This window comes from Microbacterium sufflavum, assembly GCF_023091155.1.
Lineage (GTDB): Bacteria > Actinomycetota > Actinomycetes > Actinomycetales > Microbacteriaceae > Microbacterium > Microbacterium sufflavum.
Map to the genome: position 1 here is coordinate 2,712,123 of NZ_JAHWXK010000001.1, position 24,303 is coordinate 2,736,425.

Below are 24,303 nucleotides of genomic sequence, written 5' to 3' on the forward strand. Positions count from 1 at the left end.
CGCCGTTCGGCCGTGCCCTAGGCTGGATGCATGAGCAGCAGGATCGCCGTCGTCCCGGGTTCGTTCGATCCGCCGACCCTGGGTCACCTCGATGTGATCCGCCGCGCGGCCGCCCTGTACGACGAGCTGCACGTGCTGGTGGTGCACAACCCCGGCAAGGAGGCGATGCTGCCGATCGCGCAGCGGCTGTCCCTGCTCGAGCGCTCGATCGCCGAGGACGGCATGCAGGGCAACATCGTGATCGGCTCCTGGAGCATGGGTCTCCTCGTCGACTACGCGCGCGACGTGAACGCGGGCGTGCTGGTGAAGGGCATCCGCTCGCAGGTCGATGTCGCGTACGAGTCGCCGATGGCGATCGTGAACCGTCACCTGGCCGACATCGAGACCGTCTTCCTGCTGCCCGATCCCGCGCACGCCATGGTGTCGAGCTCGCTCGTGCGCCAGGTCGCGTCGCTGGGGGGAGACATCGCGCCGTTCGTTCCGCCGGCCGTCGCGTCGTTCCTCGACACCGGTGCGCGCGGCCTCTGAGGCCGCCCGTCCGGCCCGGTCGCAGGGAGACCCCGGTAGCATTGAGGGGTGCGTTCCCGACTCAACAGCCCCTTCGTGCTCCCCGTCCGTGACATCGTCCGGCGTCCGGGGGAGATGCGCGAGCACACCTTCACGGTGACGCTCCCCGAGCAGTGGGGGGAGGGCATCGTGACCTTCGAGTCAGGCTCCGAGCTGGATCTCGACGTGCGTCTGGAGTCGGTTCACGAGGGCATTCTCGTGTCCGGTTCCGCGGATGGAGAGTACGTCGGCGTCTGCGGCCGCTGCCTCACCGACATCTCCGAGCCTGTCGAAGTCGAGTTCCAGGAGCTTTTCGCGTATCCTGGTGAGGAAGAAACTGACTTCGAGGTTCAAGACGACCACGTGGATCTTGAAACTCTCGTCAGGGATGCGGCCGTATTGTCGCTTCCATTTCAGCCGGTGTGTCAGCCGGATTGCCTCGGGCTCGACCCGGTCACAGGCGAGAGGCTGACCGAGAGCACCGGGACGGAGCAGGCCGCTCCCATCGATCCTCGATGGAGTGCGCTCCAGCAGATCACAGACCAAGACGGCACGGCAGAGAGCCGTGCCGCCGAGAAAGAAGAGAGCTAGTCATGGCTGGTAACCCCCCGAAGCGCAAGGTCTCCCGTTCGAACACCCGCTCGCGTCGCGCGCAGTGGAAGGCGGAGGCTCCGGCGCTCGTCAAGACCGTCGAGAACGGCAAGGTCGTCTACAGCCGTCCGCACCAGGCGAAGGTCGTCACCGACTCGCAGGGCACCGAGCTCTTCCTGGAGTACAAGGGCCGCAAGGTCGCCGACGTCTGAGTCGCGTACCGTGACGGAGGTCCCCGGGGGGACGAGACCTCTCCCAGCAAAGCTCCGCGTCGACATCGACGCGGAGCTTCTGGAGTTGGCACTCACCCATCGCTCTTACGCCTACGAGCACGGCGGCATCCCGCACAACGAGCGCCTGGAGTTCCTCGGCGACTCGGTGCTGGGGCAGGCGGTGACGGTGATGCTGTTCACCACGCACCCCGACCTCGACGAGGGCGAACTGGCCAAGCGGCGGGCAAGCGTCGTCTCGACGGTGGCCCTGGCCGAGGTGGCCCGCGGTATCGACCTCGGAAGTCATCTCTTGCTGGGTCGCGGTGAGGAGCAGACGGGCGGTCGCGACAAGGACTCCATCCTGGCCGACACCATGGAGGCCGTGATCGGCGCCACCTACCTCTCCGCGGGGCCGGAGGCGGCGACCGAGCTGGTGCTGCGATTGACCGAGCCTCTGCTGGCGGACCCGGAGCGCTACGGCGCCGCGATGGACCCGAAGACCAGCCTGCAGGAGCTTGCCGCCCGGGTGGGTGCTACGCCGCCGCAGTACTCGGTCGAGGCGAGCGGACCGGATCACGACCGTCGCTTCACGGCCACGGTCGCCGTCGGAGACGTCGAGATGACCGGCACCGGAAGCAGCAAGAAGACCGCGGAGATGGCGGCCGCGCTCAGCGCCTGGCGCGTGCTCAACGAGCGTGCCTGAGCTTCCCGAGGTCGAGGTCGTCCGCGCGGGCCTCGCCCCGGCCGCGGTCGGCGCGACGATCACGGCCGTGAGCGTCTTCGACGAGCGCGCCCTCACCAGGCACACGGCGGGTGCTGCCGACTTCGTGCAGCGCCTCGAGGGACGTGCCGTCACGGCGGCGATGCGTCGCGGCAAGTTCCTGTGGCTTCCCCTCGATGACGACGGGGAGTCGGCGCTGATCGCGCACCTCGGGATGAGCGGACAGCTGCTGCTGCGGGCTCCCGACGCTCCGTCCGAGCGCCATGAACGCGTGCGCCTCGGGATCGAGCATCCCGTTCACGGTGAGCTCGCGGTCGTATTCGCGGATCAGCGCACGTTCGGCTCCCTCGCCGTCGATGCCTTGGTGGAGGACGGGCCCTCGCGCGTACCGACGCAGGTGGCGCACATCGCGCGCGATCCGATGGACCCGTTCTTCGACGACGACGCCTTCCGACTGGCTCTCGCTCGCCGGCACAGCGCGGTCAAGCGGGTGCTGCTCGACCAGGGCGTCGTGAGCGGTATCGGCAACATCTATGCCGACGAGTCGCTGTGGGCCGCGCGTATCCACCCCGAGACGCCGGCCGATCGACTCTCGACCCCGGCCGTGCACCGTCTGCTCACCGAGGTCCGCACCGTGTTGGCGAAAGCCCTCGCCGAGGGCGGGACCAGCTTCGATGCGCAGTACGTCAACGTGAACGGCCAGGCGGGGTACTTCGCCCACTCCCTCAATGCCTACGGCCGCGGCGGGGAGCCGTGTCCGCGGTGCGGCGGCGCCATTCGGCGGGTGTCGTTCATGAACCGGTCGTCCCACTTCTGCCCGACCTGCCAGCGCCGCCGCTGAGGTCACACCGGCTGGAAGGCTCGCCCGAGGAGCGGCCGCGTCGCCCAGGTGCTCGCCCACACCAGCCCGATCCCGGTGATGAGAACCACGGCGATGGTGGCGATCGAGACGGGCGCCGTGATCAGTGCGATTCCGAGCAGGGGGAACACGAGGAACGCGGCGCAGAGGGCGGAGCCGAGAGAGGTCACGAGCACCGGGGCGACGATGGAGCGTCGGCGGGCGCGATCGATCATCTCCATCGGCATCCCCAGCTGGTGCAGGCTTCGGTGGAGGTCTCTCTGATCGATCACGTCCGCAGCCTGATTGACGCCCACGGATGCCGCCACCATGAGGAACGATCCGATCAGGGTGATGATGAGTCCGGTGCGGATATCGGCGGCGAGCGTCGCGTCGGCCCCGGATGCACCAGGACCGTCGATCTCCGCCATGAGCGCGACACCGGTCCCCGCGAAGACGGCCATGAAGCTCGCCATCGCGATGCCACCGACCTGACGCCACGCAGCTTTCGGCGCATCCAGGACGATGCGGGCCGAGAGCATGCGGTCGGGCTCCTGTGCCCGGCGCAGGCTCGTGCGTGCCCAGATCGACAGTGCCCAGGGGCCGACCAGGTTCAGCACGGCGAGCGCCGCGGCGTAGAGGCCACACAGCACGATGACGGCGATCATCCCGCCGGCGATGGCGGGAACCGCCTTGATGAGCACGAAGGCGATCGCCAATCCCCCCACGGCGATCACCGCACGGATCCAGTGCATCTTGGTGACGACGGCGCGAGTGCGCACTCCCAGCGGCGAGATCACCACGCGGCGCAGACCGATGGAGGCACTCACCACGGCCAGCAGCAGCACCACGGCGACCACGAGGAGGATCGGAACGGGTGGCAGGAGCACAGCATCGAACCCGAGCGGTGCGCCGCGGAACGGGATCAAGCCGATGAGCGGACTGATCGCGAGGTGACCCGCCACCCCGATCGCGGCGCCGACGGCTGCCACGAGCAGCGACTCCGCCACGGTGGCGACCGTCACCCCCGCGGGTGTGACACCGAGCAGGCGGAGTGTCGACAGCCTCTCGTCGCGACGGCGCGCTGACAGTCGGGCGGCCGCACCACCGAGGGACATGAGCGGCACGACGAGGAGGACGAGAGCGATGCCAGCGAGTGCCTGGTAGAGGGCAGCACTGTCATCGGACCACCGCCAGAACGACTGCGCACCGCCGATCACCGTGAGGACCAGGGTGGTGACGATGCCGAAGGCGACGACGGGGAGCACGAGGACGCTGTTCTCGCCGCGGGCCGGCCGCAGGAGGAGCGTCAGCACGCCGGCGTTCATGCGTCCACCGCCGAGGAGACGACGCGCCCGTCACGCACGGCGACCGTACGGGTGCAGCGTGCCGCGACGTCGGCGTCGTGCGTGACCACCACCAGCGTGCGTCCCTGGCCGGTGGTCGACCACAGCAGTGCATCCATCACCTCTGCGGAGGTGTGCGAGTCGAGCGCGCCGGTCGGCTCGTCCGCGAAGACGATCTCCGCCCCCGTCGCCTGCGCGCGCGCGATCGCGACACGTTGCGCCTGACCGCCGGAGATTTCGCCGATGCGTCGATCCTCCATTCCCGCCAGTCCGAGCGCGGCGAGCCAGGAGGCGGCGTGCGGGATGGCATCCTTCTTCGCCACGCCGTTGATCATGGAGGCCAGGGCCACATTCTCGACCGCGGTGAGCTCGGGGATGAGGAGTCCCTGCTGGAACACGAAGCCGAATCGTTCGCGCCGCAGGCGCGAGCGCGCGGATTCCCCGAGTGCGGTGACCTCGACGGGTCCGCCGGCGGACGGGTGGAACGTGACGCTGCCGGCGTCGGGGGCCGTGATGCCCGCGAGCACGTGCAGCAGAGTGGTCTTGCCCGATCCGGAGGCGCCCATGATGGCCACGGCTTCTCCGCGCTGCACGGCGAGGTCGATGCCGGCGAGGGCGCGCGTGGCCCCGAAGGTCTTGGTGAGAGCGTGAGCTTCGATCACGAATGCGTTCATGATTCCAGCCTTCCCGCGCGCGGCCCCCACGTCGTCGGCCGTCCGGATGACCGTCCGGGAGCGGAGTCATCCAGGAGGATGACTCCGCTCCCGCGGGATCAGAGCTTCTTCTGCCACGCGCCCGCGTACGAGACCGGGCGGAACCCGATCGCCTCGTTGATGTCGAGCATCGGCCGGTTCTCCTCCGCGTTGAAGGTGGAGACCACGGTGGCATCCGGCACGAGCTCACGCCAGCGGAGCAGGTTCGCGCACTTCACGATCATGCCCAGACGATGCCCGCGGTGGTCCTTGGACACCAGGGTGCCGAACTGATGCGTGACGCCGGTGCGCTCCGCTCCGATGACCAGCTCGTTGTACGCGACGATGTCGCCGGTGGGCACGTGCTCCACGGCGACGACGGACACCGTCTGCCCGGCGCCCGTCAACCGCGCATCTCGCCGGGCCACCCGGTCGGCGTCCCAGACCTCCGCGACGAAGTCCATGTCGCCGCTCGGAGCGTCCGTCGACAGCCGCGCCAGCACCGCCGCGTACCCGGAGCGGAGCTCGGGCGGTGTGGGCAGCAGCCACTCCACCACGCGGTAGTCGGGTCCTGCCGCCTGCGTGGCCTCGGCCAGAGCGGCCTCCAGAGGAGCGGGGTCCGCGCGCAGGTTGAATTCACTGTTGCGCTCGACCTGCTCCAGTGTGAATCCGTGGGCGTCGACGAGGTCGCTCAGCGGCGTCGCCGGAATGCGGCCCCATCCGGTCCGAGGAACCAGCATGCGAGATGTCTCCTCCGGACGATGCAGGCTCCAGATCTGCAGCACGCTGCGCCCGCGGGCCCGTGCCTCGCTCTCGGCTCGCGCGAGGAGCGCGTCTTCGATGCCTCGGCCCCAGTGTGCGTCAGACACGAGCAGGTCGACCTCGGCAGCGTTCGCGTCCGCCTCCTGCGCGAAGGACACCGTCACCATGCCCACGATGTCGGCACCGTCGCGGGCGACGAAGCCGAGGTCGAGGGAGTCGGTGTCGTCTTGCCAGCCCGGGAGCATCTGCGCGGCATCCGGCGCGAGATCCGGGATACCGACCTGCTCGTCGCAGATCTGCCGGTTGAGTTCGCCGTACGCGCGGAAGTCGGCGGCGTCGTCAGCGTCGAGCGCGGCGGGGACGGTCAGCGGTGAGATGGTCAGTTCCGCGATGGTCATGTCGGTTCCTTCGGGGTGGCGGGCGGCTGCGGGGGAGACGGCGAAGGGCCGTCCACGGTCTCCTCCGCCCACGGACGGGGCGGAGGAGACCGATGGTGCGGTGTCGACGGCGTGCGATGCGGTCATGCGGATCAGCGCATTCCCCGCTGCATGTCGAACATGAGCATGGCGTTCGACTCCGCTGCGGAGCGGTGACGCTGCTCTCCGACGAGGAACAGGTCGGCCGGGTCGAGGGTCAGCCCTCGGCGCGGCCGCCGCGGCCGCTGAGCCCGCTGGAGCAGCCAGAGGCCGATCCGGAGGGAGAGGCGGTCCGTCAGACGGAGCTGTCGCCGTTCGTCGTCGCGGGGGAGGGGGAGGACCTCACGGTCCTCGATATCGGGCGGGTGGGTGGTGCTGCGGTACAGCGTGGTGTTCACGATGATTCCTTCGAGGTTGCGTGATGGGAGGGGGTGCGGAAGCACCGGCGCAGGCCGAGGATCCGGCCGGAGACGGTGCGGACGGTGGCGACCGCTCGGGGATGCGCTGACGCGAGAATGCGAGAGCGCGTGCCGAGGGTGGCGGGGAATCCATGACTCCGCGGTGCGGGTCAGAGGGTGGTGGCGCGGGGGAACCGGCAGGACGGATGGCCTCGGAGAGGCGTCACATCCCGGGCGACGGTTCTAGCAGATCGTGCCGAGGCGGTCGCCGGCGGTTACCGAGTACGCACGGTTCGGCGCGGTGTGCGCGGGCGCGGTGCGGCCGTTGGCCTTCGCGGTGTGCTGAGTGATCATCATCGGTAACCTCCTTTCGTGTGGCGATCCGGAGGCCAACCGTAGCGAAACTCTCAGCCGATCGTCAAGCATTTCGTGCTAGCGCCGGCGTGTCGCCGCCGGAGGAGCTCGCTCCGAGACCCGCGCGGGATCCGTGGGAATCCGCGCGATTCCGGTAGCGTAGCGACGTGATTCTCCCCCGACGAGCGGTGCCCGCATGCATCTGAAGAGCCTGACGCTCAAGGGGTTCAAGTCGTTCGCCCAGCCGACGAGCTTCGTCTTCGAGCCCGGCGTGACCTGCATCGTGGGTCCGAACGGCTCCGGCAAGTCCAACGTGGTCGACGCCCTCGCCTGGGTCATGGGGGAGCAGGGCGCGAAGACCCTCCGCGGCGGCAAGATGGAGGACGTCATCTTCGCCGGCACCTCCACGCGAGGGCCCCTCGGGCGAGCCGAGGTGCAGCTCACGATCGACAACGCCGATGGAGCACTGCCGATCGAGTACGCCGAGGTCACGATCAGCCGCACGCTGTTCCGCAACGGATCGAGCGAGTACGCGATCAACGGCGAGGGCTGCCGACTGCTCGACGTGCAGGAGCTCCTGAGCGACTCGGGTCTCGGCCGCGAGATGCATGTGATCGTGGGTCAGGGGCGCCTCGACACCGTGCTGCAGGCGTCGCCGGAGGATCGCCGTGGCTTCATCGAGGAGGCGGCGGGGATCCTCAAGCACCGACGCCGCAAGGAGAAGACCCTCCGCAAGCTCGACGCCATGGAGGCCAACCTGACGCGTCTGAGCGACCTGGCCGGTGAGATCCGGCGGCAGCTGAAGCCGCTGGGCCGTCAGGCCGAGATCGCCAGGGAGGCCCAGACGATCGCGGCCGTGGTGCGCGATGCGAAGGCCCGGCTGTTCGCGGACGACGTGGTCGCCCTGCGCACGGCCCTGGCCGACCACACCCGCACGGAGCAGGAGCGTCACACGGAGCGCCTCGTGCTGTCGGATCAGGCCGAGGCGGTGCGTGCGAGCATCGCGCGGCTCGAGAAGGACCAGAACTCTGTCGCCGTCGATGCGGCGCGCGGCGTGGCCTTCGGGCTCGAGCAGGTCCAGGAGCGCATGCGGGGGCTGTACACCCTCGCCAATCAGCGTCTTGCTCTGCTCGGCTCGGAGGAGGACGATGCCGCCGTGACCGCGGTCACGGTGACGCAGGCGACGATCGACGAGGCGAAGGACGACATCGAGACGATCTCCTCGGGGCTGGGCGATGCGCAGGATGCCGCGGTCGCGGCGAGCCGCGAGGTCGTGCACGCCAGGGCGGAGCTCGACACGCTCGACGTCGACATCGCGGAGCAGAGCGCGCTCGTGTCGGAGTACGACATGCGCCTGACGGCCCTGCGCGGTACGGCTGATGCGGCGGCGTCGGCCCTTGCCGCGGTGCGTGGTGCCGTGCTGCGCCAGGAGAATGCGCTCGAAGCGGCGAACGAACGGCGGCGGGAGGCGGCGGAGGCACTGGAGGCGATCGAGGACGCCGAGGCCCCGCAGGGCACAGCCGTCGAGCACGCTGCCGCCTATGAGAGCGCGCAGCGGGCGGCGACGGCGGCGGAGGCCGAGCGCGAGACGCTGCGCGAACGGCTCCACGCCGCGGAGCGCGAGGTCGACTCGCTCACGGCGAAGGCGGCGGCGCTGAGCAGCGCGCTGTCGCTGTCCGGTGGTGCCGCCGAGATCGTGAAGGCCGGTGGCGCGGGAGTCCGCGGACTGGTCGGCGACGCGGTGCAGGTCAGGCCGGGGTTCGAGGCGGCGATCGCCGCAGTCCTCGGTCCGCTAGCGGAGGGCGTGCTGATCGACAGCGCGGACGCCGCGTTCACGCTGGCGGCCCTGGCTGCGGCGGAGCGCCGTGGGGTCGTGGATTTCGTGGTGGCGGATGCTCTGCGCCCCGAGTCGACCGCGCCTCCCGTCGACGGTGTCACGTCCGCGATCGACGTGGTGACCGCACCCGACGGCGTCCTGGGCATCCTGTCGCATGTGCTGATCGCCGAAGACCTCGATGCGGCGCGCTCGGCGCGAGCCGCTCTGGATGCGCTGTCCGACACGCGCACGACGATCGTGACGACCAGCGGCGAGGTGATCACCGCGCAGACGCTGCGCACGGGCTCCGGTGGTGAGCGGTCGCGTCTCGAGCTCGCGGCCGAGCGCGACGCGGCGACGGAGCGGCTCGCCGAGATCCAGATCGTCGTCGACTCGCTCCGGGAGGCGCGGATCGAGGCGGACGAGCAGGTGGAGGCGACACGGCGTCAGGCCAAGGACGCGTTGCGGGCGCTGCGCGAGCACGATGCCGCCCTGGCCACGCACGCCGAGCAGGTCAACCGCGTCACGGTGCGGCACGAGTCCGCCGTGGCCGAGTGCGAGCGCCTGGAGTCGGGGCTCGCGCAGGCCCAGGCTGCGGTCGCGGATGCCGAGGCGAAGGCGAAGTCGGCCCGTGCGGAGCTCGACGAGGCCGTGGCCGCGCCGCGTCCCGTGCTGGACGCGTCTGCCCGCGACGGTCTGCTCGAGGCTCTCGAGCTCGCCCGCGAGGGAGAGGTGCGCGCGCGGCTCGAGGTCGAGACGCTGCGCGAGAGGGTGCGTGCGGCGCAGGCGAGGGTCGCGACGCTCGAACGGCAGCGCGAGCAAGAGCGGGACGCCGCCGCCGAGGCCGCCCGCCGCGCAGTGATCCGTCGGGCACAGCGGGAGGCCGCCTCCGGGGTGGCAGAGGAGCTTCCGCGCATCCTTGACTCGCTGGACCGCTCGGTGACCGAGGCCCGCGTGGCTCTCGCCGAGGCGGAGGCCGCCAGAGCAGCGCAGAACGAGGAGCTGGTGGCGCTCCGGAAGCAGGAGACGTCGCTGCGCGAGCGGCTCGCCGGCCTCACCGAGAGCGTGCACGGCCTGGAGCTGCAGATCCACGAGAAGAAGCTCCACCTGCACAGCCTGCTGGAGCGTGTGTCCTCCGAGCTGTCGCTCGACGAAGATATTCTCGTTGCGGAATATGGACCTGATCAGCTCGTTCCTCGCGATCCCGGAGTGGAGCCCCCTGCGGACGAACTGCTCGACGACACGGCGATCCCGTTCGATCGTCGTATCCAGCAGCGCCGGCTGGCCGAGGCCGAGCGGAAGCTCGCCCAGCTGGGCCGCGTCAATCCGCTCGCTCTGGAGGAGTTCGCCGCGCTCGAGCAGCGCCACGCCTTCCTGACGGAGCAGCTCGCCGACCTGACCCAGACCCGTCAGGATCTGCTGACGATCATCGCGGACCTCGACGAGCGGATGCAGACCATCTTCGCCAGTGCGTTCGAGGACACCAAGGAGGCGTTCGGCCAGGTCTTCCCGCTGCTGTTCCCCGGTGGGACGGGGAGCATCTCCCTGACCGACCCGGACAACATGCTCACGACCGGCATCGAGGTCTCGGTGCGGCCCGTCGGGAAGAAGATCGAGCGCCTGTCGCTGCTCTCCGGAGGGGAGCGGTCGCTGGCCGCTGTCGCGCTGCTGGTGGCGATCTTCAAGGCGCGTCCCAGCCCGTTCTACATCCTCGACGAGGTGGAGGCGGCCCTCGACGATGCGAACCTCGGCCGGCTGCTCACCGTGTTCGAGCAGCTGCGGGAGACATCTCAGCTCCTGGTGATCACGCACCAGAAGCGCACGATGGAGATCGCCGACGCGCTGTACGGCGTCTCGATGCGCCAGGACGGCGTGTCCGCTGTCGTCGGTCAGCGCGTCGGTGACCGCGCGGCCGCCGCGGCGAGCTGACCGGCGTAGCGAACCGCTACCCGTAGGCTGGGGGGATGGCAGAGAAGTCCTGGTCTCTCGGTCGCGCCCTGCGCGGCATGTTCGTCAAGCCCACGATCGATGAGACGACGTGGGAAGACCTGGAGACCGCCCTGATCACGGCCGACTTCGGGCCGGACATCAGCGAGCGCATCGTCGACGAGCTCCGCGACAAGGTCGCGAAGTACCGCACGACCGACCCCCGCGACCTCCAGCGCATGCTGCGCGAGACGCTCGAGGAGCACTTCGCGAAGTTCGACACGACGCTCAAGCTCACCGAGCGCCCGGCCGTCGTGCTCGTCGTCGGCGTCAACGGGGTCGGGAAGACCACCACGATCGGCAAGTTCACCAAGTTCCTGCGCGGCTACCAGCGCAGCGTCGTGGTGGGGGCCGCCGACACGTTCCGTGCCGCCGCCGTGGACCAGCTCGCCACGTGGGCGCAGCGCGGAGGGGCGGCGATCGTCCGCCCGCAGCACGAGGGGCAGGACCCGGCGTCTGTGGCGTTCCAGACCGTGGAGTACGCCAAGCGCGAGGGCATGGAGATCGCGATCATCGACACGGCCGGTCGTCTGCACACCAAGGGCGGGCTGATGGACGAGCTCGGCAAGATCCGCCGGGTCGTGGAGAAGCAGGCCCCGATCAGCGAGGTGCTGCTGGTTCTCGACGCGACGACGGGGCAGAACGGGGTCATGCAGGCGGAGACGTTCCTGCAGCACGCCGGTGTCACCGGGCTCGTGCTGACCAAGCTCGACGGGTCGGCCAAGGGCGGCTTCGTTCTCGCGGTTCAGGAGCGCACCGGGATCCCGGTGAAGCTGCTCGGACAGGGCGAGGGCATCGACGATCTGACCGGTTTCACCCCGCACGTGTTCGTGCAGGCGCTGGTCGGCTGACACAGGGCTACCGCCCTGAGCACGAGGCTGGTTTCATAGCGTTATGGCGATCGAACACGACTACTTCGGACTGCTGTCGTCGGGCCCCGACGGCTCGATCTTCTGGTCGGAGACCGTCGAGCTCGGTGACCAGAGCGTGACGGTCGACCTCACCGCTCCGGACCAGGACGACGTGTCCGCTGATGCCCTCGACATCGCCGCCGCGCTGATCGCGGGACTGGAGAACGTCGACGCCACGGCCCGCCGCGGCATGTTGTCCGAGGTGGATGACCGGACGAGCGAGGTGACCGAGTACATCCTTCAGCAGCAGGAGGCCTTCGGCGACGACCTGCCGGACGTGCTGGTGGACGTGTCCGGCGATGCAGCGGTGGACATCATCCGCTCGTTGCGCCTGATGAGCATGACGATCCTGGCGGACGAGCATGGCGGGTCCGAGCCCTTCGCGGTGCTCGAGTACGCGCTCGACGACAGTGCGACCGACGACGTGCTGCTCGTGAACCTCGGCTCGGACGGAAGCGTGCAGTCCGTGATGAGCGCTGACTGACCCGGCGCTCACCCCGCAGATCACACGGCCTGGGCGAACCCGAGGTCGGCGCCCTCGGCGATGTGCGCGAGGTGCGGCGGGATCTCCCGCCCCTTCGAGACCATGGACTGCGCCCAGAGGCGTCCGGCACGGTACGAGGAGCGCACCAGCGGTCCGGCGAGCACCCCGAGGAAGCCGATCCGCTCCGCCTCCTCCTTGAACTCGACGAACTCGGCCGGCTTCACCCAGCGGGCGACGGGGAGGTGCCGCGGCGACGGCCGCAGGTACTGCGTGATGGTGATGATGTCGCAGCCGGCGTCGTGAAGATCCTGCAGGGCCTGCACGACCTCCTCCGGCTCCTCGCCCATGCCCAGGATCAGGTTCGACTTGGTGATGAGGCCCGCGTCGCGCGCCTGGGTCAGCACTCCCAGCGAGCGCTCGTAGCGGAAGGCCGGCCGGATGCGCTTGAAGATGCGCGGGACGGTCTCGACGTTGTGGGCGAACACCTCGGGCCGGGACTCGAACACGACACCGAGCTGATCCCGGTCGCCGTTGAAGTCGGTGGCGAGCAGTTCGACGCCGGTGTTCGGGTTGAGGCGATGGATCTGGCGGACGGTCTCTGCGTTGAGCCAGGCACCGCCGTCGGGAAGGTCGTCGCGGGCGACGCACGTGACGGTGGCGTAGCGGAGGTTCATGCGCACGACGCTCTCGGCGACGCGGCGTGGCTCGTCGGTGTCGTAGTCCGCGGGCTTGCCGGTGTCGATCTGACAGAAGTCGCAGCGCCGAGTGCACTGGGATCCGCCGATCAGGAAGGTCGCCTCGCGGTCCTCCCAGCACTCGAAGATGTTGGGACAGCCCGCTTCCTGGCACACGGTGTGGAGGTCTTCGCTCTTCACGAGCGAGTGGAGGGCGGTGTACTCCGGACCCATCTTGGCCTTGGTGCGGATCCACTCGGGCTTGCGCTCGATGGGGGTCTCGGCGTTGCGGATCTCGAGTCGGAGGAGCTTCCGGCCCTCGGGGGCGGCGGTCATGCGGGGACTCCCGTCCGTGCGATGTCGGTGTATTCGGCGAGGAAGGCGGCGCGGACGGCGTCCACGAGGTCGCGGGGTTCGACGACGGCCCCGGAGACCTCGCTGACCGTGGTCACACCGGCGTCGGTGATGCCGCACGGGATGATGTCGCGGAACGGTGCGAGCGAGTTGGCGCAGTTGATGGCGAAGCCGTGCATGGTCACGCCCTGCTGCACGCGCACCCCGATGGCGGCGACCTTGTCCTCGGAGAGGGGGCGGCGAACCCACACCCCGCTGCGACCGGGCACCTGGTAGCCGTCGACGCCGAACGGTCGCAGGACGTCGATCAGCAGATGCTCGAGCCGGCGCACGTGCGCGACGACATCCATGGGCTCAGGGAGGCGGACGATCGGGTAACCGACCAGCTGCCCCGGGCCGTGCCAGGTGATCTTGCCGCCGCGGTCGACGTCGACCACGGGGGTGCCGTCCTGCGGTCGCTCGTGCGGCTCGGTGCGCTTGCCCGCCGTGTAGACGGCCTCGTGTTCGAGCAGGATCAGCGTGTCCGGACGCGCGCCGGAGAGCACATCGGCGTGCACGCGGCGCTGCAGGTCCCAGCCGTCGAGGTACGGCACGGGGGTCGGGGAGAACCCGGGGGTGAGGATGTCGAGCATGAAGTCTCGCCTCCGAAATAGTTGGATTGCGTCTAAGAATACGCCCTGTTGTGACGCCCGAGCGCGACTCGCCGCGCGCGGTAGCGTGAGGGTATGAACTCCACCGGCCGCGCTGGCCGCCCCAAGGCGTCGTCGCGCGAGACGCTCGCGGAGGCGGCGTGCGAGCTGTTCCTGGAGCGCGGGTACGACGCCACGTCGGTCGCCGACATCACGCAGCGCGCCGGGGTGAGCCGCTCCAGCTTCTTCAACTACTTCACCTCCAAGAGCGACGTGCTGTGGTCCGCCGTGGACGAGCGCATCGAGGAGGCCGTCAAACGCCTGCAGGGCCTCGGGCGCGAGGCGGACGGCGACGCCGTGCGCGGGATCCTGCGGGGCATCGTGCGGGACTTCGCGCCGGACCCGCTCGCGCTCGCTCTGCGCAACGCCGGCGCGATGGGACTGCAGGATGAACTCGTCCGCGACACCGGGGTGCGCCTGGCGCGGCTGTCGGAGGCGATCGCCACCGCGGCCCGTGGCTCCGGCGTCGACGCGATCAGGGCGGACATCCTCGGCGCAGCCCTCGCGGCCGCCGTGTTCTCCGCGTTGCGCGTGTGGGCCGAGCAGGGCGCGGGGCTCGGAACCCCGCAGGCCGTGCTCGACGACGCCCTCGGCGCGATCCACGACCTCCCGTGGTCCGGCTGAGCGAGTCGTCGGCGCTCGCGTAGAATCGGGAGCACCATGGCTACCTTTGGAACGCTCTCCGACCGTCTCACCGAGACCTTCCGCAACCTCCGCACGAAGGGGAAGCTCACCGCCGCCGACGTCGACGGCACCGTGCGCGAGATCCGTCGCGCGCTGCTCGACGCGGACGTCGCTCTTGCGGTCGTCAAGGACTTCACGGCGAAGGTGCGCGAGCGCGCGCTCGGCGACGAGGTCAACAAGGCGCTGAACCCCGCCCAGCAGGTCGTGCAGATCGTGAACGAGGAGCTCGTGCAGATCCTCGGCGGGGAACAGCGTCGTCTGCAGTTCGCCAAGACGGCGCCGACCGTCATCATGCTCGCCGGGCTCCAGGGCTCCGGAAAGACGACGTTCGCCGGCAAGCTCGCGAAGCAGCTGGAGGGGGAGGGGCACACCCCGCTCCTGGTCGCCGCCGACCTGCAGCGTCCGAATGCCGTCAACCAGCTGCAGGTCGTCGCGGAGCAGGCCGGTGCGACCGTGTACGCACCCGAGCCGGGCAACGGCGTCGGCGATCCGGTCAAGGTGTCGCGCGACGGCGTGGAGCACGCCCGTCGCCAGCAGCATGACGTGGTGATCATCGACACCGCCGGACGCCTCGGTGTCGACGCCGAGCTGATGAAGCAGGCCGCCGACATCCGCAAGGCGGTCGACCCGGACGAGGTGCTGTTCGTCATCGACGCGATGATCGGTCAGGATGCGGTCAACACGGCGAAGGCCTTCCAGGAGGGCGTCGACTTCACCGGCGTCGTCCTGTCGAAGCTCGACGGTGACGCCCGCGGTGGTGCGGCGCTCTCGGTCGCCTCCGTCACCGGCCGGCCGATCATCTTCGCCTCGACCGGTGAGCGCCTCGAAGACCTCGAGCCGTTCCACCCCGACCGCATGGCGAGCCGCATCCTCGACCTCGGCGACATCCTGACCCTGATCGAGCAGGCGCAGCAGGCGTTCGACGAGGAAGAGGCGCTGAAGGTCGCCGAGAAGCTCGCCAACGAGGCCTTCACGCTGGAGGACTTCCTCGAGCAGCTGCAGCAGATGAAGAAGATGGGCTCGATGAAGAAGATGCTCGGCATGCTGCCGGGCATGGGCCAGATGAAGCAGCAGCTGGAGGACTTCGACGAGCGGGAGATCGATCGCACCGAGGCGATCATCCGCTCGATGACGCCGGGGGAGCGGCGTAACCCCAAGATCTTGAACGGGTCGCGTCGTCTGCGCATCGCCCGGGGCTCCGGCATGACCGTGACCGACGTGAACCAGCTGGTGCAGCGTTTCGACCAGGCGGCGAAGATGATGAAGACGGTCGCGCGCGGTGGCACGCCGAACATCCCCGGCATGGGTCCCGTGCCCGGCATGGGCAAGCCGGGAGCATCGTCCAAGCGCGGCAAGAAGGGCAAGGGGTCTCAGGGACGCTCGCGCTCGGGTAACCCCGCCAAGCGGGCGGCCGAGAACGCTGGCCTGGCAGCATCCGCCTCCGCGAACGGCTCGGGCTTCGGTCTCGGCGGAGCTCCTGCGCCCACCGAGGCGGATCTCGCCGAGATCCAGAAGCTCTTCGGCAAGAGCTGATCCTCAGGCGCGTGCCGCCGGCACCGGTGGCTCCTCGCCGATCGTCGGCGTCGTCGGTGTTCGCCGTGGCCGCGCCGTCAGCTGTCCCACCACGAGCGCACCCAGAGCGAGGGCCAGTCCGACGCCCTGAACCGCGGTGAAGCTCTCCCCGAGGACGATGACGCCCAGCAGGGCGGCCACGAGCGGCGAGAGCAGGGCGAGCAGGCCGGGCGCGATCACCGGCAACTGCTGGATGCCCCGGAACCAGAGGGTGTAGGCGACGATGCCCCCGACCGTACCCAGCCAGAGGTAGCCGAGCGCTGCGGCCCCGTCGATGGACGACGGCACGCCCTCCACGGCGAGGGTCACGGGAAGCAGGAGCAGACCACCCGCGGTGAGCTGCCATCCGGCGTAGACCACGGGGCCGATGTCCCGCGGACGGCCCCAGCGCTTGGTGAGGATCATGCCGAGGCCCGTCGCGGTGACGCCGCCGAGCGCCGCGAGCACGCCCCAGAGGTCGAGCTGCGCCGCCGGACCGAGGACGACCAGTGCGACACCGCCCGCTCCGGTCACGGCGGCCGCGGCGGACACCGCCCTGATCCGCTCCTGGAGCACCAGGGCACCCAGCACCAGCACGATGAGCGGCTGCGCCCCTGCGACTGCGGCGGCGACCCCGCCGGGCAGCCGCTCGGCGGCGAGGAAGAGCAACGGGAAGAACGCGCCGATGTTGAGCGCGCCCAGCACGAGCATCTTCGGCCACCACGTGCCGCGCGGCAGGCGACGAGCGAGAAGCACGGCCACGAGACCCGCCGGGAGCGAGCGGAGCAGCCCCGCGAACAGCGGGTGGCCAGGAGGGAGGAGCTCGGTCGTGACGAGGTAGGTCGTGCCCCACGACAGCGGGGCCAGAGCGGTCAGCAGCACGATGCGCCATCTGTTCATGGCTCCAGCGTGGGGGCTTCCCGCGCATGAGTCCAACGCGGGCTTGTCATCCTATCCATGAGGCGCGATCATGATCGGATGGATCTGCAGCAACTGCGGTACGTGGTCGCGGTCGCGGCGACCGGGAGCTTCACCCGCGCGGCGGAGCAGTGCTTCGTGACGCAGTCGGCGCTGAGCCACCAGATGGCGGCGCTCGAGCGCGAGCTCGGCCATCGGCTGTTCGCGCGATCGAGCCGCAGTGTGCGCCTCACGGAGGCGGGCGAGGCGTTCCTCGAGCATGCACGGGTCGCCGTCCGCGCCGCCGAGCAGGCGAAGGACGCCGTCGCTGCGGTTGCCGGCGAGGTGACCGGAACGCTCCGCCTCGGCGCGATCCCCACCGTGACAGCGATCTCGGTGCCGGAGCTTCTGCGCGCGTTCCGGGAGGCGTATCCCGCGGCACGGGTGGAGCTGCGCGGTGGCAACAGCGACGAGCTCATCGCCGCGCTCCGCCGCGACGACCTCGACATCGCGCTGCTGGGTTTGCGCGGCGACCTGGAACCCGCGGGGGTCGCGTCTCGCGCGGTACAGCATCAGCGACTGGTCGCGGTGCTGCCGCATGACCACGGGCTCGCGACGCGGCGGCGGCTCCGGCTCGCCGATCTCGCCGGGTGCGCCTTCGCGGACTTCCCCGCCGGGACATCGGGTCGGGCGCAGAGTGACGCCGCCTTCACCGCCGCAGGACTCGAGCGGGACGTGGCCTTCGAGGTCGACACCGCTCCGCTGCTTCTCGGACTCGTGAGGGCGGGGCTCGCCGTGACCCTTCTGGCCCCGGGGGTGGTCGACGGCGCAGAAGGTGTGGTCGCGGTGGCGGTGAGCGACGGGCCCGAGCGGACGGAATACGTCGCGTGGGATGCCGTGGCTCCGAGGGGCGTGGCGCGGGCGCTACTGGCCGTCCTGGACGGGATGCGGAACCAGGAATCGGAGCGCGGGTGAAACGAGAAGCGGGCCCGGGGGAGACCCCGGACCCGCTTCATCCTTCCTCGGACTACTTCACGTCCTCGTCGACCCAGTCCATCGACTTGGTGACGGCCTTGCGCCACAGCCGCAGCTGGCGCTCGCGCTCGGCGTCGTCCATCGTCGGCTCCCAGCGCTTGTCCTCCTGCCAGTTGGCGGAGAGGTCGTCCAGCCCGTTCCAGAAGCCGACGGCGAGACCGGCGGCGTAGGCGGCACCGAGCGCGGTGGTCTCGGCGACGACCGGGCGCACGACCGGGACCCCGAGCACGTCGGCCTGGAACTGCATGAGCGCGTCGTTGGCCACCATGCCGCCGTCGACCTTGAGCTCGCTCAGGTCCACGCCCGCATCCGCGTTGACGGCATCGAGCACGTCGCGGGTCTGGAACGCGACGGCTTCGAGCGCTGCGCGCGCGATGTGGTTCTTGTTCGCGTAGCGGGTGAGACCCACGATCGCGCCGCGGGCGTCCGGACGCCAGTACGGCGCGAACAGACCGGAGAACGCGGGGACGATGTACACGCCGCCGTTGTCCTCGACCTGCTCCGCCAGCTTCTCGACCTCGGGCGCCGAGGAGATGATCCCCAGCTGGTCGCGGAGCCACTGGATCAGCGAGCCCGTCACGGCGATCGACCCTTCGAGCGCGTAGTGCGTCGGCTGGTCCCCGAGCTTGTACCCGACGGTCGTGAGCAGCCCGTTCTTCGAGTGGACGACTTCCTCGCCCGTGTTGAAGATCAGGAAGCAGCCCGTCCCGTAGGTGTTCTTGCTCTCGCCCTTCTGGAACGCCGCCTGACCGAAGGTCGCCGCCTGCTGGTCGCCGAGGATCCCGGCGATCGGCGTCTCGCGCAGCAGCGACGAGCTCTCGGCGGTGCCGTAGACCTCGGAGGAGGAGCGGATCTCCGGCATCATCGACCGCGGCACGCCGAACACCTCGAGGATGTCGTCGCGCCACTCGAGCGTCTCCAGATCCATGAACAGCGTGCGCGAGGCGTTGGTGACGTCGGTGGCGTGCACGCCGCCGTCCACACCGCCGGTCAGGTTCCAGAGCACCCAGCAGTCGGTCGTGCCGAACAGCAGGTCGCCCGCCTCGGCCTTCTCGCGCGCACCCTCGACGTTCTCCAGGATCCACGCGATCTTGGTGCCGGAGAAGTAGGTCGCCAGCGGCAGGCCGACGACCGGCTTGAAGCGCTCGACGCCACCGTCGGCTGCGAGACGGTCGACGATCTCCTGCGTGCGGGTGTCCTGCCACACGATCGCGTTGTACACCGGCTTGCCCGTGGTCTTGTCCCAGACCACCGCGGTCTCGCGCTGGTTGGTGATGCCGACCGCGGCGATGTCGTGCCGGGTCAGGTCGGCACGGCCGAGCGCCAGTCCGATGACCTCCTGCACGTTGCGCCAGATCTCCGCCGCGTCGTGCTCGACCCAGCCAGCCTTCGGGAGGATCTGCTCGTGCTCCTTCTGGCCGGTGGCGACGATGCTGCCCTTCTTGTCGAAGATGATCGCGCGGCTCGACGTCGTGCCCTGGTCGATCGCGATGATGTAGTCAGCCATGTGTTCTCCTTTGAATTCGCTTGCGGGTAGGGATCAGCCGGCGAGGCCGAGCAGAACGGGTGCCGCGAGGGCGGCGATGACACCACCGATGAGCGGGCCGACGACCGGGACCCACGAGTAGGACCAGTCGCTCGCGCCCTTGCCCTTGATCGGGAGGATGGCGTGAGCGATGCGCGGGCCGAGGTCACGGGCGGGGTTGATGGCGTAGCCGGTCGGGCCACCGAGGGAGGCGCCGATCGCGACCACGAGCAGGGCGACCGGAAGCGCCGTGAGCGGGCCGAGGCCACCGGGGGTGCCGATCTCGATGTCGCCGTAGTCGGCGAACGCGAAGATCACGAACACCAGCACGAACGTACCGATGATCTCGGTGACGAGGTTCCAGCCGTAGGAGCGGATGGCAGGGCCGGTCGAGAACACGCCGAGCTTGTTGGCCGCTTCGGGCTCCTCGTCGAAGTGCTGCTTGTAGGCGAGCCACACGACGATCGCACCGAGGATCGCACCGAGCAGTTCCGCCCCGGTCGCGGTCAGGAACATCGCGAAGTCGATCTTGCCGGCGACGAGCAGGCCGATGCCGACGGCGGGGTTCAGGATGGCGCCCGAGTAGGCCGAGACGAGGACACCGGCGAACACCGCGAGACCCCACCCCCAGTTGACCATCAGGAAGCCGCCACCGAAGCCCTTGTTCTTCGCCAGGGCGACGTTCGCGACGACACCGCAGCCGAGCAGCACCAGCATCGCCGTGCCGACGAGCTCGGACAGGAAGTAAAGACCGAGATTGACGTCAGTCATGTCTTCATTGACCTTTCTTACGGGTCGGGGCCCCTCTGCCCCGACCCCCTATGGGGGTAGCACCGCGAGGAGGGCGGTGGTCGGACTTCCGTCAGCCGCGGGCGCGGGACGGAAGGTGGAGTCCGTGTCGTTCGTTGAGGAGGAGGCGGGTCTGCTCGACTTCGGCATCGTGCCGCTCGCGGTCCCAGCCGAGGAGGGGAGCGAGCGCCTCAGCGATCTCGTCGAGCACCTCGGCGTTGGCGCCGCCCGTGAAGGCGATGCTGGTGCGGCGCAGGATCACGTCCTCCAGCCGTGCGACCATCTCGTCCTGCACCATCCATTCGAGCTCCCGTGTGGAGAGGTCGCCGCCGGCGAGGGGCGCGTCCGGTCCCTGCTCGACGTGCGCCCAGACCTCGGCCGCCCGCGTGCCGTAACGGGCCAGCAGCTGCTCGGCACGTGCTCCGGCGCCCGGCAGGTTCTCCTGGATCCAGATGCGCTTGGCCTTCTCGGTGCGCGGGAACTCGCGTCCGCCGCCGATGGCACGACCCGCGGTCGACACCGTGCGCGTGCGACCCAGGAGGTCGAGCACCTGGTTGGACAGCGATTCGCCGAGCGCGCGGAACGTGGTCCACTTGCCACCGACCAGGCTCACCAGCGGGACGGCGCCCTGGCGGTCGACCTCGACCCGGTAGTCGCGCGAGACGAACCCGGGGGCCGTGTCCTCGTGGCGGGGGAGCGGGCGGATGCCGGAGAAGTTGTAGACGATCTGCTCGCGGGTCACCGAGATCGTCGGGAACACGTGGTGGATGAGGTCGAAGAAGTAGTCGATCTCCTCCTCGGTGCACACCGGGACCTCGCGCGGGTCGGCGTCGATGTCCGTGGTGCCGACGAGCACTCGGCCCTTCAGCGGATAGATCAGCACGATGCGGCCGTCGGAGTGCTCGAAGAAGATCTCGCGGCCGCGGGTGGCGTCCAGCAGCTCCGGGTGGTCCAGCACGATGTGCGAGCCCTTGGTGCCGCCCATGAAACGGCTCTGGAGGCCGAGCTCCTCGTTGGTGAGGTCGGTCCAGGGGCCGGACGCGTTGACGATCACGTCTGCGGACACGGCGAACTCGGTGCCGCTCTCGCGGTCGCGCAGCAGCACGCTGTCGCCGTCGCGACCGACCGCCTCGACGTAGTTGAGAGCCACGGCGCCGGGGTGCGCGGCGCGCCCGTCCTGCAGCACGTCGAGGGCGAGCCGCTCCGGGTCGTGCATCGAGGCGTCGTAGTACGTCGCGGTGTACTTGATGTCCGGGTCGAGCGACGGCAGTTCAGCGAGCGACTTCTTACGTCCGAGGAAGCGGTGGCGCGGCACGGTGCCGCCGTCGCGCGAGAAGGTGTCGTAGATCGTGAGGCCGACCTTGATCAGGAACGCTCCGCGCTCCTTCGGCTTGCCGCTCTTGTGGGTGAGGAAGCGGAGCGGCGCGGAGAGGATGCCCGAGAACGTCGAGTAGATCGGGATCGTGGTCTGCAGCGGCTTGACGTAGTGCGGCGCGATCTTGAGCAGACCGTTGCGCTCCTCCACCGACTCGCGGACGAGGCGGAACTCGCCGTTCTCCAGGTAGCGGATGCCCCCGTGGATCATGTGGCTGGAGGCGGCGGAGGCCCCGGACGCGAAGTCGCCGCGCTCGACCAGGAGGACATCGACCCCCTGCAACGCCAGGTCGCGGAACGTGGAGATGCCGTTGATGCCACCGCCGATGACGAGGACGGTGGTGCGTCCGGACTCGCGGACAGCGCGGACGTCCGCGCGCTCGGGGGACGCGTGTGTGGAATCGATCATCGTCGACCCTCTCTTCCTTGCTTGCCACCAGCATCGACCCGTCTGACGTGGGCGCGCAAGTCCGCTGCACATATGTGCAAGGATCGAAGGACAGGAGGAAGTCATGGCAGGTTCCGGCGCGCAATCCCGCGACAGCAAGCTGATCGCGGCGCTCACCGCCGCTCAGCTCTACTACATGCAGGACAAGACCATGGAGGTCATCGCCACGGAGCTCGGCACGTCGCGGTCCTCGGTCTCACGGCTGCTGAGCTTCGCGCGGGAGAGCGGACTCGTCGACATCCGCATCAACTCACCGCTCGAACGGCTCGGCATGCTCGAACAGCGCATCCGCGATCGCCACCGCGTCGTCGCACACGTGGTGCCGATGGCCGAGATCGTGAGCGAGGTGGAGCGGCTGGAGCGCGTCGCCCTGACGGCGGGACGACTCCTGTCTCAGTTCGTCGACTCCAACATGATCGTGGGCGTGGCGTGGGGATCGACCATCAGTGCCGTCAGCCGTGGTCTCACGCAGAAGGAGACGCACAACACCACGTTCGTGCAGCTCAACGGCGCCGGCAACACGCAGACCAGCGGTGTGGAGTACTCCAGCGACATCCTGCAGCGCTTCGGCAGTGCGTTCGGCGCGCAGGTGCAGCAGTTCCCGGTCCCGGCGTTCTTCGACGACCCCGCGACGCGAGAGGCGATGTGGCGGGAGCGCAGCACACGGCGGGTGCTCGACCTCCAGGCGAAGATGGACATCGCGGTGTTCAGCCTCGGCTCGCCAGCGGCAGAGGTCCCCAGTCGCGTCTACGTCGGCGGGTATCTGGGGCGTGAGGACTACCGGAGCCTCCGCGAGGATCACGCGATCGGCGACGTCGCGACCGTGTTCTTCCGCGCGGACGGCTCGTGGCGCGACATCCGCGTCAACGCCAGGGCGACCGGGCCGGGCCTCGACCGCCTGCGGCGCGTGCCCCGGCGGGTGTGCGTCGTGTCCGGGGTGCCGAAGCTCGCGAGCCTGCGGGCGGCGATCGCCGCGGAGCTCATCACCGACGTCGTGCTCGACGAGGGCCTCGCGCGCCGGCTCATCGAGGACTGAACCGCCGACGGGGCGTCACTCGCCGTCGATCGACGACTCCGGCCCCGAGCGGAACTCGCGGATCAGGTGCTGCACGACCGCGGCGAGGTCGCCGTCCGTCGCGTCGGCGACGGCCAACTGACGCGCATAGCTCGCGCCTCCCTCGAGGATGCCGCCGATGCTCGCGAACTCCCGCCCGCAGCCGAGCTCGACCGCGACCGGGGCGAGCTCTTCGATCTTCTCCGCCAGATGATCTCCTACGAGACGCTGCGTTCCGATCGCGTCGACGATCACGCGAGCGTCGAGGCCGTAGCGGGCGGCGCGCCACTTGTTCTCCCGGTGGTACCAGGCGGGAAGCTCCGGAAGCGCCGCGCCCTCGTCCAGCAGCCGCGAGAAGTGCTCGACCAGCACCTGCACGAGAGCCGCGACGGCGGCCATCTCGGACAGCGTGGACAGCCCGTCGCACGCCCTCACCTCGATTGTGCCCCAGCGCGGTGCGGGGCGGATGTCCCAGCGCACCTCGGTCGCGTCGGCCATGACGCCCGTGCGGACCATGTCGTCGAGGTACCGCTCGAACTGTGCCCAGTCGCGCAGCGGCCAGGGGAGCCCAGCGGTCGGAAGCTGCTGGAACACCAGGGCGCGGTTGGAGGCGTATCCCGTGCGCTCCCCGGCCCAGAACGGGCTCGACGCCGACAGAGCCTGGAGGTGGGGGAGGTAGGCGGACAGGGCGTTGATGATCGGGAACACCTTGCGCTGGTCCTCCACGCCCACGTGCACGTGGATGCCCCAGATCATCATGTTGCGTCCCCACCACTGGGTGCGCTCGATGAGGGTGTGATACCGGGTCTTGTCCGTCACCTGCTGATCGAACCATTGCGCGAACGGGTGGCTGCCGGCGGAGAGGAGCTCGATCCCCGCCGGGTCGGTGGAGGCCCGGACCGCGGAGATGGCGTTGGCGATGTCGTCGACCGCGTGGGCCACCGAGTCGCCGATGCCGCTCGTGACCTCGATCGTGTTCGTGAGGAGCTCCCCGGTCACGGTGTGGCGTTCGTCCTCGCTCTCCGCTTCCAGCGCGGCGAGGAGCTCGGGCGCGCGGCCGACCAGATCGCCGGTCGCGGGATCGGCGAGCATGATCTCCCATTCGAGACCGACGGTGGAGCGGGCCGAAGCGGCGAAGTCGAGCTGCACGACCACA

23 protein-coding genes are annotated in these 24,303 nt (G+C 69.7%); 12 read left to right on the forward strand and 11 right to left on the reverse strand.

The window, feature by feature from the left end; genetic code table 11:
- Positions 1-30 precede the first annotated feature (30 nt).
- From coaD to mutM, 5 genes are all read left to right on the forward strand, one after another.
- Complete coding sequence (gene coaD, locus KZC56_RS13065) at positions 31-528, forward strand: pantetheine-phosphate adenylyltransferase (protein ID WP_136034542.1); 498 nt, start codon at positions 31-33, stop codon at positions 526-528.
- Positions 529-642: 114 nt separating this feature from the next.
- Positions 643-1,137, forward strand: coding sequence for a YceD family protein (locus KZC56_RS13070; RefSeq protein ID WP_136034620.1), 495 nt, complete (start codon positions 643-645; stop codon positions 1,135-1,137).
- Positions 1,138-1,139: 2 nt separating this feature from the next.
- Positions 1,140-1,349, forward strand: a complete 210-nt coding sequence (gene rpmF / locus KZC56_RS13075; protein WP_050721097.1) for a 50S ribosomal protein L32 — start codon at positions 1,140-1,142, stop codon at positions 1,347-1,349.
- Positions 1,350-1,359: 10 nt separating this feature from the next.
- Positions 1,360-2,052: a ribonuclease III gene (gene rnc, locus KZC56_RS13080; RefSeq protein ID WP_136034544.1), complete on the forward strand. Its 693-nt coding sequence runs from the start codon at positions 1,360-1,362 to the stop codon at positions 2,050-2,052.
- A complete protein-coding gene (gene mutM, locus KZC56_RS13085) occupies positions 2,045-2,911 on the forward strand; it encodes a bifunctional DNA-formamidopyrimidine glycosylase/DNA-(apurinic or apyrimidinic site) lyase (protein ID WP_247638728.1) in 867 nt (288 codons plus the stop codon). The genes rnc and mutM overlap by 8 nt, the downstream gene beginning before the upstream one ends.
- Positions 2,912-2,913: 2 nt before the next feature.
- Here the strand turns inward: mutM and KZC56_RS13090 are convergent, their stop codons facing one another.
- From KZC56_RS13090 to KZC56_RS13105, 4 genes are all read right to left on the reverse strand, one after another.
- Positions 2,914-4,236 carry an FtsX-like permease family protein gene (locus tag KZC56_RS13090; RefSeq protein ID WP_247638729.1) on the reverse strand — a complete coding sequence of 441 codons (1,323 nt, stop codon included), beginning with the start codon at positions 4,234-4,236 and terminating at the stop codon, positions 2,914-2,916.
- Positions 4,233-4,928, reverse strand: coding sequence for an ABC transporter ATP-binding protein (locus tag KZC56_RS13095; RefSeq protein ID WP_247638730.1), 696 nt, complete (start codon positions 4,926-4,928; stop codon positions 4,233-4,235). Before KZC56_RS13095 ends, KZC56_RS13090 begins: the two co-directional genes overlap by 4 nt.
- A gap of 98 nt (positions 4,929-5,026) precedes the next feature.
- Positions 5,027-6,106: a GNAT family N-acetyltransferase gene (locus KZC56_RS13100; RefSeq protein WP_247638731.1), complete on the reverse strand. Its 1,080-nt coding sequence runs from the start codon at positions 6,104-6,106 to the stop codon at positions 5,027-5,029.
- A gap of 131 nt (positions 6,107-6,237) precedes the next feature.
- Entirely contained in the window at positions 6,238-6,522 is a 285-nt protein-coding gene (locus KZC56_RS13105; RefSeq protein ID WP_136034554.1) for a hypothetical protein, read from the reverse strand.
- 550 nt (positions 6,523-7,072) lie between these two features.
- Between KZC56_RS13105 and smc the strand changes: the two genes are divergently transcribed.
- Genes smc through KZC56_RS13120 form a run of 3 tightly spaced genes read left to right on the forward strand, consistent with a single transcriptional unit; the run spans position 7,073 to position 12,073 of the window.
- Complete coding sequence (smc, locus tag KZC56_RS13110) at positions 7,073-10,621, forward strand: chromosome segregation protein SMC (RefSeq protein ID WP_247638732.1); 3,549 nt, start codon at positions 7,073-7,075, stop codon at positions 10,619-10,621.
- A 35-nt stretch (positions 10,622-10,656) separates the two neighbouring features.
- The gene (gene ftsY, locus KZC56_RS13115) at positions 10,657-11,529 is read left to right on the forward strand and encodes a signal recognition particle-docking protein FtsY (RefSeq protein ID WP_136034558.1); all 873 of its coding nucleotides are present in this window, start codon (positions 10,657-10,659) and stop codon (positions 11,527-11,529) included.
- 43 nt (positions 11,530-11,572) lie between these two features.
- Complete coding sequence (locus tag KZC56_RS13120) at positions 11,573-12,073, forward strand: DUF2004 domain-containing protein (protein WP_136034560.1); 501 nt, start codon at positions 11,573-11,575, stop codon at positions 12,071-12,073.
- A 20-nt stretch (positions 12,074-12,093) separates the two neighbouring features.
- On the opposite strand, the gene lipA is transcribed toward KZC56_RS13120, so the two are convergent.
- Together lipA and lipB are read right to left on the reverse strand one after the other, a co-directional pair.
- Complete coding sequence (gene lipA / locus KZC56_RS13125) at positions 12,094-13,083, reverse strand: lipoyl synthase (RefSeq protein WP_247638733.1); 990 nt, start codon at positions 13,081-13,083, stop codon at positions 12,094-12,096.
- Positions 13,080-13,733: a lipoyl(octanoyl) transferase LipB gene (gene lipB, locus KZC56_RS13130; protein ID WP_136034564.1), complete on the reverse strand. Its 654-nt coding sequence runs from the start codon at positions 13,731-13,733 to the stop codon at positions 13,080-13,082. Before lipB ends, lipA begins: the two co-directional genes overlap by 4 nt.
- A gap of 93 nt (positions 13,734-13,826) precedes the next feature.
- Here lipB and KZC56_RS13135 point away from each other — a divergent pair, with 93 nt between their 5' ends.
- Positions 13,827-14,414 (forward strand): TetR/AcrR family transcriptional regulator, encoded by a 588-nt coding sequence (locus KZC56_RS13135; protein WP_136037014.1) that lies wholly within the window; start codon positions 13,827-13,829, stop codon positions 14,412-14,414.
- Between the two features lie 36 nt (positions 14,415-14,450).
- Entirely contained in the window at positions 14,451-16,007 is a 1,557-nt protein-coding gene (ffh, locus tag KZC56_RS13140) for a signal recognition particle protein (RefSeq protein WP_136034568.1), read from the forward strand.
- A 3-nt stretch (positions 16,008-16,010) separates the two neighbouring features.
- Here the strand turns inward: ffh and KZC56_RS13145 are convergent, their stop codons facing one another.
- Positions 16,011-16,925: an EamA family transporter gene (locus KZC56_RS13145; RefSeq protein WP_136034570.1), complete on the reverse strand. Its 915-nt coding sequence runs from the start codon at positions 16,923-16,925 to the stop codon at positions 16,011-16,013.
- A gap of 78 nt (positions 16,926-17,003) precedes the next feature.
- Between KZC56_RS13145 and KZC56_RS13150 the strand changes: the two genes are divergently transcribed.
- Positions 17,004-17,897: a LysR family transcriptional regulator gene (locus KZC56_RS13150; RefSeq protein ID WP_247638734.1), complete on the forward strand. Its 894-nt coding sequence runs from the start codon at positions 17,004-17,006 to the stop codon at positions 17,895-17,897.
- Between the two features lie 52 nt (positions 17,898-17,949).
- Here KZC56_RS13150 and glpK read toward each other — a convergent pair whose 3' ends face one another.
- The 3 genes from glpK to KZC56_RS13165 all read right to left on the reverse strand — a co-directional run bounded on the left by glpK (position 17,950) and on the right by KZC56_RS13165 (position 22,054).
- A complete protein-coding gene (gene glpK / locus KZC56_RS13155) occupies positions 17,950-19,464 on the reverse strand; it encodes a glycerol kinase GlpK (protein ID WP_136034574.1) in 1,515 nt (504 codons plus the stop codon).
- A gap of 33 nt (positions 19,465-19,497) precedes the next feature.
- Positions 19,498-20,253, reverse strand: coding sequence for an MIP/aquaporin family protein (locus tag KZC56_RS13160; RefSeq protein ID WP_136034578.1), 756 nt, complete (start codon positions 20,251-20,253; stop codon positions 19,498-19,500).
- A 91-nt stretch (positions 20,254-20,344) separates the two neighbouring features.
- Entirely contained in the window at positions 20,345-22,054 is a 1,710-nt protein-coding gene (locus KZC56_RS13165; RefSeq protein ID WP_247638735.1) for a glycerol-3-phosphate dehydrogenase/oxidase, read from the reverse strand.
- Positions 22,055-22,157: 103 nt separating this feature from the next.
- On the opposite strand from KZC56_RS13165, the gene KZC56_RS13170 reads away from it, so the two are divergent.
- A complete protein-coding gene (locus KZC56_RS13170) occupies positions 22,158-23,129 on the forward strand; it encodes a sugar-binding transcriptional regulator (protein ID WP_136034582.1) in 972 nt (323 codons plus the stop codon).
- A 15-nt stretch (positions 23,130-23,144) separates the two neighbouring features.
- Here the strand turns inward: KZC56_RS13170 and KZC56_RS13175 are convergent, their stop codons facing one another.
- A complete protein-coding gene (locus tag KZC56_RS13175; RefSeq protein ID WP_136034584.1) occupies positions 23,145-24,296 on the reverse strand; it encodes a glutamate--cysteine ligase in 1,152 nt (383 codons plus the stop codon).
- Positions 24,297-24,303 lie beyond the last annotated feature (7 nt).

Coding starts and splice junctions, on each gene's coding strand:
- ftsY (WP_136034558.1), top strand. CDS start 10,657: ATGGCAGAGAAGTCCTGGTCTCTCGGTCGCGCCCTGCGCGGCATGTTC.
- KZC56_RS13145 (WP_136034570.1), bottom strand. CDS start 16,925: ATGAACAGATGGCGCATCGTGCTGCTGACCGCTCTGGCCCCGCTGTCG.
- glpK (WP_136034574.1), bottom strand. CDS start 19,464: ATGGCTGACTACATCATCGCGATCGACCAGGGCACGACGTCGAGCCGC.
- lipB (WP_136034564.1), bottom strand. CDS start 13,733: ATGCTCGACATCCTCACCCCCGGGTTCTCCCCGACCCCCGTGCCGTAC.
- KZC56_RS13170 (WP_136034582.1), top strand. CDS start 22,158: ATGGCAGGTTCCGGCGCGCAATCCCGCGACAGCAAGCTGATCGCGGCG.
- KZC56_RS13095 (WP_247638730.1), bottom strand. CDS start 4,928: ATGAACGCATTCGTGATCGAAGCTCACGCTCTCACCAAGACCTTCGGG.
- KZC56_RS13160 (WP_136034578.1), bottom strand. CDS start 20,253: ATGACTGACGTCAATCTCGGTCTTTACTTCCTGTCCGAGCTCGTCGGC.
- KZC56_RS13090 (WP_247638729.1), bottom strand. CDS start 4,236: ATGAACGCCGGCGTGCTGACGCTCCTCCTGCGGCCGGCCCGCGGCGAG.
- KZC56_RS13120 (WP_136034560.1), top strand. CDS start 11,573: ATGGCGATCGAACACGACTACTTCGGACTGCTGTCGTCGGGCCCCGAC.
- KZC56_RS13165 (WP_247638735.1), bottom strand. CDS start 22,054: ATGATCGATTCCACACACGCGTCCCCCGAGCGCGCGGACGTCCGCGCT.
- ffh (WP_136034568.1), top strand. CDS start 14,451: ATGGCTACCTTTGGAACGCTCTCCGACCGTCTCACCGAGACCTTCCGC.
- coaD (WP_136034542.1), top strand. CDS start 31: ATGAGCAGCAGGATCGCCGTCGTCCCGGGTTCGTTCGATCCGCCGACC.
- KZC56_RS13135 (WP_136037014.1), top strand. CDS start 13,827: ATGAACTCCACCGGCCGCGCTGGCCGCCCCAAGGCGTCGTCGCGCGAG.
- smc (WP_247638732.1), top strand. CDS start 7,073: ATGCATCTGAAGAGCCTGACGCTCAAGGGGTTCAAGTCGTTCGCCCAG.
- rpmF (WP_050721097.1), top strand. CDS start 1,140: ATGGCTGGTAACCCCCCGAAGCGCAAGGTCTCCCGTTCGAACACCCGC.
- lipA (WP_247638733.1), bottom strand. CDS start 13,083: ATGACCGCCGCCCCCGAGGGCCGGAAGCTCCTCCGACTCGAGATCCGC.
- KZC56_RS13150 (WP_247638734.1), top strand. CDS start 17,004: ATGGATCTGCAGCAACTGCGGTACGTGGTCGCGGTCGCGGCGACCGGG.
- KZC56_RS13100 (WP_247638731.1), bottom strand. CDS start 6,106: ATGACCATCGCGGAACTGACCATCTCACCGCTGACCGTCCCCGCCGCG.
- KZC56_RS13070 (WP_136034620.1), top strand. CDS start 643: ATGCGCGAGCACACCTTCACGGTGACGCTCCCCGAGCAGTGGGGGGAG.